Source organism: Mucilaginibacter sp. P2_A5 (genome assembly GCF_056404995.1).
Map to the genome: position 1 here is coordinate 1 of NZ_JBFUCY010000083.1, position 864 is coordinate 864.

Genomic DNA, 864 nt, shown 5'->3' on the forward strand with positions numbered 1-864 from the left:
GCCACCAGTATTGCTGATAACCGGGTATTTAGCATTTTGGAAGACTCGTCTCACCGTTTGTGGATAGGAACGCTTTTTGGGGGCCTCGAAATTTTCGACCGTGCAAAAAAAATATTTTACCATCCATTAACGCAGGCTGATATCAGCTCTACAATAATATTCTCAATCTTCGAGGATAAACATGGCAATATCTGGATAGGGGGAGGATGGGTCGTAGATGTTATATGGAAGGACGGCCGGCGGGTAAGCCACTATACCGCAAAAGATGGTTTAATTGACAATGAAATAAGCAATATCAATGAGGATAGCCGGGGTTTGATATGGATAGCGACCGCGGGCGGATTGAGTGTGTTGAATCGCAAAACAAACACTATTATCTCGCTAACAAAAAAAAGCGGGCTCCCGGCCAATTCAGTGACCAATACGTTGGAGGATAACAAAGGGGTAATGTGGTTAAGCACTTCGAACGGGTTAGCCCGCCTCAGATTAACACCAACAGCTGATTCTTTCAATTTTCACTTCGACAGCTTTGACGATACAGATGGTTTGCAGGGCCGCGAGTTTAACAGAAATGCAGCTTTAAAAACACGCGCCGGTGAATTGATATTTGCGGGCCCAGATGGTTTTAATCTGTTCGACCCCGCAAGCATTGAACCTGATACCGCCAAGCCTCAATTAATCTTTACCGACTTTCAGTTGTTCAATAAGAGCATATCGGCAAATGAGGCGGTTAACGGCCATATTATCCTTCCAAAAAGTATATCAGAAGTACATACGATAGTTCTTAATCACGACGAAAATATCTTTTCGATAGAATTTGCCGCCCTCGATTATATCAATTCGGGTAAAGTAAAATATCAGTAT

General features: G+C 43.1%; 1 protein-coding gene. It reads left to right on the plus strand.

Annotation, left to right across the window (positions count from 1 at the left end; genetic code table 11):
• A partial coding sequence (locus tag AC1DXF_RS29440; RefSeq protein WP_477452250.1) for a ligand-binding sensor domain-containing protein occupies positions 1–864 on the plus strand: 864 nt, incomplete at both ends.